We start from the raw sequence: 8,084 nt of genomic DNA, 5'->3' as shown, positions 1-8,084 counted from the left end.
GACTGATGCACTTATTACACCACCTTGATTTGCTTAACCTCATTATCTCAAGATTGCAGTCACTTTGCTTATATTTTTGTCAAATTCCTCAATCCTCTTACTAGTACATAAGATTTATTTCTGCAAGCCAAATAAAAAGTGAGATGCTCCCCTTTTTAGTTCGTTTCAACGAACTTTTGCTATTAGCCCCAAATTCATTTGAGGGCGGTGCCCAAACGAAGCTAGAAGCCATCGATTCTCAAAGGAAAAGCTACTGCTAACGGAGATCTCTAAGCCGAACTCACGTTAACATTATTAAATTGATTAGAGAGTAGAGTAAAAATAATCCACTCAAACCAGCAACTCCAAATAGACCTAAAGACCATAATGGATATGCTTGGCTCAATAAAATTGCGGCGATAGCACTAAAACTAGCCAAGCAAAAATAACTGAGCGTGTGAATTATTAAATGTAAACGTTGAATCGATCGATCGGCTGTTTGCGATCGACTTATATATGCGAGTTCTTGCTGTTCTAATTGTTGCTCTAATCGATAAATTATTTGCTGTTTAGCATTAGGCTTAGTTAGTCTATATTTGAGATAACTAACAGCCTGTTTTCCAAACTTAGTAATAATATTACCGCGTTCGGCAATTGCGATACTGCGGATAAAAGGTTGTGCCGCTACTACTAAATTATATTCGGGATCTAATGTCCTCGCAATTCCATCAAGAGTAGATAGAGCCTTGAGAATAAAGCTCATTTCTGGAGACAATTGGAATGGCTGTTGGATAAAAAGTGTAGTGATTTCACTCTTGATTTTATCGAATTCCTTGACATCGACTGGTCGATCGGTAAAGCGTTCGAGCATAAATTCGATCGTCCGTCTAATCGGCTGCATATCTTCGACTTGTTCGATCAATCCCAGCTCGATCAAGTTATTGGTAACAGCAACTTCATCTTTCTTCATTATTGCCCAAAAAGTCTCAATCATTCGATCGGTAGAAATATGTTTTAACTCTGCCATCATCCCAAAATCATAGACGACTAATCTACCATCAGCCATAATTGCCATATTGCCAGGATGTGGATCTGCTTGAAAAAATCCATCGACTAGTAGTTGCTTGAGATAACAACAAATACCTAATTGATTGATTTTTTTGGGATCGAAACCGCAAGCTTCCAGAGTGATGCGATCGTCAATTTTGATTCCAGGTAAATAACTCATTGTCAAAACTTTATCTGTCGTATACTTCCAGTAAATTTCAGGAGCAGTAACTAGCTCATTTTCCGTAAAATTCGCCCGAAATCGATCGGCATTTTGACCTTCTTTGGTGTAGTCTATTTCCTGAAATAGGAGAGTAAAAAATTCTTGATTAATGGCTCTAAGTTCTGCCGATCGCTTTTTTGGTAATATTCGATCGCTCCACCAGAGTAATTTTTCAATGACTTGAAGATCGAGTTCAAATAGTCGCCGCAAACCTGGACGTTGCACTTTGATGACAACATCTGTACCCGTTGGTAATTTAGCCCGATGTACCTGTCCCAGACTAGCTGCCGCCAGCGGAATCGGATCGAATTCGGCAAATAATGTTGCTAAGGCTCCCAGTTCTGTTTCAATAATCTCAATGGCTGCTTCGGCTCCAAAAGCAGGCACTCGATCTTGCAATTGACTTAGAGCTTCGGTATAAGTTGGTGGGAAAAAGTCAACTCTAGTCGATAAAGATTGACCGATCTTAATAAAAGTTGGCCCTAAACCGATCGCGGTACGAACTAATTTTTGAGCTTGGCGACGGTGATATCGCTCGTTTTTGGTGGGAAATAGCCAATCTCGCACTAGCGATAATCCCAATCCAATCGCCGCCGTGAAAATTTCGAATTGTCTAGCGCGACATGAATATTTAGCTCTCTGCCACCGAAACTGAGAATCGGGTTTCATCCGACTGGTAGCGACACCAGCTCCAACGGGTTTTGGCTGTCGCGATCCAAATCTCCACATGGTAGATGGCTTTCTCAATTTAATGACGTGCTAGTACTGTGGGGATCGTGAGGGTAAAACAGGTTTTAGCGATTTTGGTGCCGACATCAGCCAATTCTGGTTCTACCGCAGTACTTGTCACAGTAATATTACCTTGAATATGTTCTGTCATCGATTTAACTAAAGCTAGACCTAAACCAGTTCCAGCGATCGCTTGTCGAGTTGTGCCAGCACCGCGCCGGAATTTTTCAAACAGACTGCCTAAGTCTTCATCAGAAATTGGCTGACTGAGATTGGCAATCTTAAAAATCGCTCGATCTGAATCGATCGTCAGCCAAACTTCTACCATTGTGTCTGGAAGGGCAAACTTACCCGCATTTATGAGTAATTCCGCTAAAATATGCTTGAGGCTATCCGCATCAGTCTGGATTTGGGGGGACACCTGAGGCAGATGCAGCGTTAGTTCTAGGGATTTACGATCCGACCATCGATCGGCTACAATTGTCGCCTGCTCGGAGATAAATGGATTGAGAGCGATCTGCTGGGGTAGAGTCTCTAGTTGTCTCGATTCCAACTGCTGAAGTTTGAGAATATTATTAACTAGCTCGATCTCCCGCTGACACTGCTCCTCCAAGATATCCAAATACTGTTCGCGTCGCTCTGGCTCGATCCCTGATTGGCGCAGCAGTCTGATGGCTAAAGACATACTTGTCAGGGGTGTCCGCAACTCATGCCCGATCGTACTAATAAACTCATCTTTGAGTTCATTTGCTTGACTTAATTTTTCCATCCGTTTGCGACCCACATCATGCAACTTCGCTTGCAGTTGGAGACTAGTTTGCACTTGGGATGTCCGATTAGCGACGGCTGTACGCGCTTGTTGGAGATATCTGCGCTGGATTCTGGCTAGGGCGATTTGATAAACCTGACACTGGAGCATTTTTAGCTCGACGGGATGCCAATGACGCGACCGATCGTGTTGGAGCACCAACCAACCCCAGACAGCCGCTGTCGGCTGGCGATCGGGGAGAGTGGTTCCCATCAAGGGGATCATCGCAATACTCGGTAGTCGATCTGCTTGAAAGATCGCTCGATCGGTGGGAGTAGGACGATCGCCACCGTCAAAAATAGTGGGATTGGGCGCGTTTGCCAATGCTGTTTGGCACAAGTAAGAATTCTCTAATAAAAACGATGGCGGTAATTGTGGTAGTTCACCTTGACGAACATCGATCGTCGTTACAATCTGGATCTGAGTGGTTGTTGTTGTCGATGGGCGGGGATCTGGGGCGGGTAACGCTCCGGCTGGCGGGGTGAGGGGGCGATCCCACTCGGATTCCAAGAGCGATTCAGCCTCAGTCTGAAGTGGTGTTGACGGCTGTGGTAAATCACTAGTCTTGAGGGTCAAAACCAGTCCGCGTTTGAGCTGTAATGCTGATACCATATCCGACACAGCAATTTCAAACAATCGATCGATCGGTTGGTTCTCGACGATCGCCTGAGTTAGTTGGTAGTATAACTGAGGGTAAATCTCGGCGATTTGTGCTTGTACCTGAAGATCTGCTTCGACTAAAGCTACTCCAATGTAGTCAGCCACAACTTGGAAGACTAATTCTGTTTCGCGAGACCAGTCTACACCTTTAGTTGCAACTACCAAACAACCAGTTGCTTGGCCCTGGTTGTGAGTTTCTACCACCATCACCTGATAATCAGGAAGTAATGGCATCCGCCATCGGGTTGGTGTCGGTGCAGGGGGAATTGTGAGATGAGTCAATTGACTCGAAATCGAGTTGGTGCGATGGCTAACACAGGCACTAGCCGCAATCCGAATCAGATCTGAGGGTACATATTGAAGTATCCAACAGCCATCTGCTGCAAAGTTGTTAGCTACCGATTGAGCCAACAGAGTCAGCACTTCTGTTCGATCTTCACTAGCCGCTAGCGGCTGAACGATCTCCAAAATGCGTTGTCCAAAATAATCAATTTCGCGAGAATCCTGCATGAGTAATCGAGCGGGTGAGCAGCGGGTGTGGATACTAGACCTACCCATTTATTGTGCCACACTGTTCGATCGCAGTTAATGGTCTAAGTGAGGATCTATCTATCTATACTAAGTATGCCCAGAGATGGGCAGATTGTTGGGCATTTAGAGCGGATCGCGTGTATTTTTTTTTACAGCCGATCGGAGATCGGCTTGACGAAGGGTTTTGACCCATTTTAACCGTTTGGGGAGAATTGCCATGCGGGCGATCGCCAATGGCATCACGATCAGCCAGTGGAGGATAAATAGCGATCCGATCGCAGTTTGGGTAAATAGGGTAGCGATACTAACTTGCCGATTGGCTTGTTGATAACTGCGGCGCAATCCTACCCAACTTGCCCACAACGGCAGCGCGACACCGAGTGAGGCAGTCATTGGCAGTAGGAGCGGTGGATGTTTGAGCCACAGTGCCATCAGCAAGTCGGGGATACCTGCTGGCGGAAGGAGATATTGAATGGACAGAAAGGAGAGCAGATCGAGCGTTTTTTTGGTACCCATTCGATTGCTGGAGATCGCTTGCCAATAGTCGAGATAACGTTGAAATCCGCCTTCAGCCCAGCGGTTGCGTTGATGCCATAGAGCTTTTAGAGTTGTGACACCCTCCTCGCCTACAGGTGGATAGGGCATCAGTTCGATCTCCCATCCAGTGAGATGGAGCCGAATTGTCAGATCTAAATCGTCAGTGATCGTTTCTTCATTCCAACCATCACAACCATCTAACGCTGTACGCCGGACAAATTGACCGTTACCGCGTAATTCTCCTATGCCGCCGCTACTGGTACGTTGCTGCTGGAGGTAAGCGTCTAAAGCCATTTCTGCCCGCTGTCCGCGCGTGAGAAAATTAGTCTCACTATTGACGATCGCTTTGCGGAGTTGGATCGCACCGACGGTTTCGGATTGGAAATAGGCGAGGACTTGGTAGAGAAAATCAGGGGCAACTTGGGCATCAGCATCAAAGACACCGATAATGTCACCCTGCATCAGTGAGAGTACTTGATTGAGGGCAGCAGATTTACCGCCGATATCTCGCTGGGTGCGATGAAGTACTTGCAGTTGAGGGTACTTTTGGGCGAGTTTATCTAATATTTCGGGGGTGCGATCGGTGCTATCATCGTCGATCGCCCATACTTCATACCGATCGGCAGGATAATCTAGATTGCATAGACTCTCGACGAGATTGGTGATGACTGCTGCTTCATTTTTGGCAGCGATCGCGAGTGATATAAATGGGTAAGTCTGGGGGGGGATAAACGATGGGGGCGGAGCTACTTTGGTAGTGACTAGTTTTAGTGCCCGCAGACAAAATATACTCGCGATCGCCCAGGCTAAGAGATAGCCCCAACTAATCAGATGTAGTGCGGCAACTCCCACCCATAGACTGCCCAAGATCGTTGCTGCTTTGAGTCTTCGATAAGCTATCCCTACAGACCAATCGATCGTCGGTATGGTGGTATCTTCAACGGGTAGCTGCAAGCTGCGATCGGTCATGTTGAGGGGAGTAGGAATTGGTAGGTAATGACTAGCGAGTAGAAGTTGGCATAGACCCAAGCCCGATCTTGTTTGGTATTCTTTCGCTTATTTACACATCTTAACCTGACTGGGGATGAGTGCGATCGGTAAAGCTCGATCCTGTTTGACCTGAGTTCGGGTGACTACTTGTAATAAGCACAAGCGGCAGACGATATGTACTGGCGGTTGGCGATTTTACTAGTGAGGGCAGAACCCGTGTCTGGGGGTTGTCTTGATTCGCTAAACCCTCGGGAAACCCGAGGAGCGCGAATCGCTCCGACCCCCAGACCCCCCGTTGAGAAGCGGAACGCCGCCTCTCAAACTCTCCTGCGTAAGGGTCGATTTGTGGGTAGCGGAGAGCGGAATGCGCTCCATTCTAGATTTTAGTTGGGAGTTACTTTGACAAGCCCTACGACGTATGACGCATCTGCAAACCGTTGGGGAACAAAGGCTTAGATTAGAATCGCTACTCTCTACCCTCTACCCTCTATTAGATATCGATGGCTGATGCGGGATCTAATTCCCAGCGATCTCGATCGCGTTGTTCCATCATTTCCTCGATCTCTAGAGGTGAATCATCATCTACAGTTACTCCTACCGCCTGAGCCAATTGTTCGGTATCGTTTTGGTTGGCAACTGCGGTAGTGCCACCAACGGCTTCGTCACCATTTACTTCTGCTCGATAAGCATCATCCTCAGCATCTGGATCTGCGCCTATTAATGAATTCGTTCCTGGGTCTTGCATATACTCGTTCCAATCAGTTAATTGGTTTGAGTTTAGCCAAAACCCTGAGGATAGTTATCTTCCAAAAGGAAGAACTCCTGTTGTGCAGTTGACAGTTGACAGCGGATTGCAGCGATCGATTTGTTGGCGGGAATGAGTGTAATCTCGATCGACACGATCGTCAACTGTTAACTGTTAGTCGATCTGTACCGATTTTGGTGCTGGGTTTGACACTCCCCCCATTAGGTGAGGTTTCGCATTCGCTCACTCTCACCTAAAAAATAGGGGGATTCTCGGTTCAATGACTCATCTTGCTGACTTTGATTTACATCATTATCAGTAGAGGACGAATCTCCCTGAGCGTTTTCAGTATCTAGTACTGAGCTTCCCACATGCCCTGCGGTAGCTATTCCTTTCTTGAGAATGTTGATGGCGGCATTCTCGTCACGATCCGCCGTATATCCACAGTGAGGGCATTTATGGGTTCTAGTGCTTAATGTTTTCTGCACTCGTTTACCACAATTAGAGCAATCTTGGCTAGTATATTGGGGAGCTACAGCAATCGTAGTTCGCCCAAAGATTCGTCCAAAATACTCAATCCAAACCCTGAATTGATACCAGCTAGCATCGCTAATTGATTTAGCCAACTTACGGTTTTTCACCATATTCGCAACTCTCAAGTCTTCATACACCACAACGTCGTTAGACGTTACTACGCACCGTGCGAGTTTCACTGCATGGTCTTTGCGTTGGCGCGATACTTTTAAGTGCTTTCTACTTAATTTATTCTTGGCTTTTAGATAGTTATTAGACTGCTTTATCTTCTCCTGTTTCCTGGTTTTACTAAACTTTCTAGACACTCGTTTCTGAAGTCTTTTGATAGACTTTTCGGACTTCCTCAAGAATCTAGGGTTTTCAACTTGCTCACCATTTGAATCAGTGTAGAAATGGTTTAAGCCTACATCTAATCCAATGGTTTTACCCGTTGGCGTAGTATCAACATTCCGCTCTGTTTTAATCAAGAATTGAGCATAATAGCCATCAGCCCGTCGAACTAATCGAACTCTTTTGATTTGTTCTACTTGATAGTAGTGCAAGTCATAAGTCCCAACCAGTTTCATTCTGCCGATATTATGCCCATCGGTCAAAGCTAGGTGTTTCCGATCCTCGGATAGTGCCCATCCAGAAGTTTTATATTCAACTGAATTGCCACGTCGTTTGAACTTTGGATAACCTTTCTTACCCTTGATTTTCTTCTTGCAATTTTCGTAGAAACGAGATATTGATGACCAAGCTCTTTCAGCACTGGCTTGTCTAGCCATCGAGTTAAGTTTGTTGGCAAACAAAAACTCTTTAGACAAGGCTTTGCAAAGTGCTGAAAGGTCGTACTTACCAATTTTGGCATTGTCCATCCAGTAACGAACGCAACTATTGCGAACAAACAGAGCAGTACGAATCGCTTCATCAATGAGGCGGTACTGCTGTTGAGTTCCAGATAGTTTGAATTCGTAGACTAGCATCGTGCTTCTGTTTGTTTACGACAAACATCATAGCGTAAAACTATGAATAAATCAATGAATCGAGCAAGGTGGTATCATTGTGTGAAAGGCGGTAGGCGGCGCGACGTTTTCGGGGGAAGCTTCCCCCGAAAAGCTCGCTTACTAAAGTCAACTGGGCGGATGACCCGACCAGTGCTCGTGTCGTCTTTCATCCGTGCTTATGTCGCTTACAACGTCTACAACGTTGTCCTGAAAAAGCTTTAACGTTGTAGAAGCTTTCCATATCGATAATTTCTCCCTTGATTACACACGCCGCTTTTTCCAATCACGAAAATATTCAATTGTCCACCCTCTGAC

Annotated in this window: 5 protein-coding genes; all 5 read right to left on the bottom strand. The window is 45.8% G+C overall.

Translation table 11 applies throughout. The features are described 5' to 3' along the window. Positions 1 to 280: 280 nt before the first annotated feature. Entirely contained in the window at positions 281 to 1,978 is a 1,698-nt protein-coding gene (locus tag ACEW9J_RS05450; RefSeq protein WP_373544124.1) for an ABC1 kinase family protein, read from the bottom strand. 19 nt (positions 1,979 to 1,997) lie between these two features. Further along, positions 1,998 to 3,956 carry an ATP-binding protein gene (locus ACEW9J_RS05445; protein ID WP_373544123.1) on the bottom strand — a complete coding sequence of 653 codons (1,959 nt, stop codon included), beginning with the start codon at positions 3,954 to 3,956 and terminating at the stop codon, positions 1,998 to 2,000. Positions 3,957 to 4,100: 144 nt separating this feature from the next. Continuing rightward, entirely contained in the window at positions 4,101 to 5,483 is a 1,383-nt protein-coding gene (locus tag ACEW9J_RS05440; protein WP_373544122.1) for a glycosyltransferase family 2 protein, read from the bottom strand. Positions 5,484 to 5,994: 511 nt separating this feature from the next. After that, positions 5,995 to 6,249, bottom strand: coding sequence for a DUF6335 family protein (locus ACEW9J_RS05435; RefSeq protein WP_373544121.1), 255 nt, complete (start codon positions 6,247 to 6,249; stop codon positions 5,995 to 5,997). Positions 6,250 to 6,470: 221 nt separating this feature from the next. Then, positions 6,471 to 7,748: an RNA-guided endonuclease InsQ/TnpB family protein gene (locus ACEW9J_RS05430; RefSeq protein WP_373544120.1), complete on the bottom strand. Its 1,278-nt coding sequence runs from the start codon at positions 7,746 to 7,748 to the stop codon at positions 6,471 to 6,473. Between the last annotated feature and the right edge of the window lie 336 nt (positions 7,749 to 8,084).

The organism is Chamaesiphon sp. (assembly GCF_041737865.1).
In the GTDB taxonomy this organism is placed as follows: Bacteria; Cyanobacteriota; Cyanobacteriia; order Cyanobacteriales; family Chamaesiphonaceae; genus Chamaesiphon.
The sequence above is the reverse complement of the archived record's forward strand: the minus strand, read 5'-3'. Positions and strand labels throughout refer to the sequence as shown.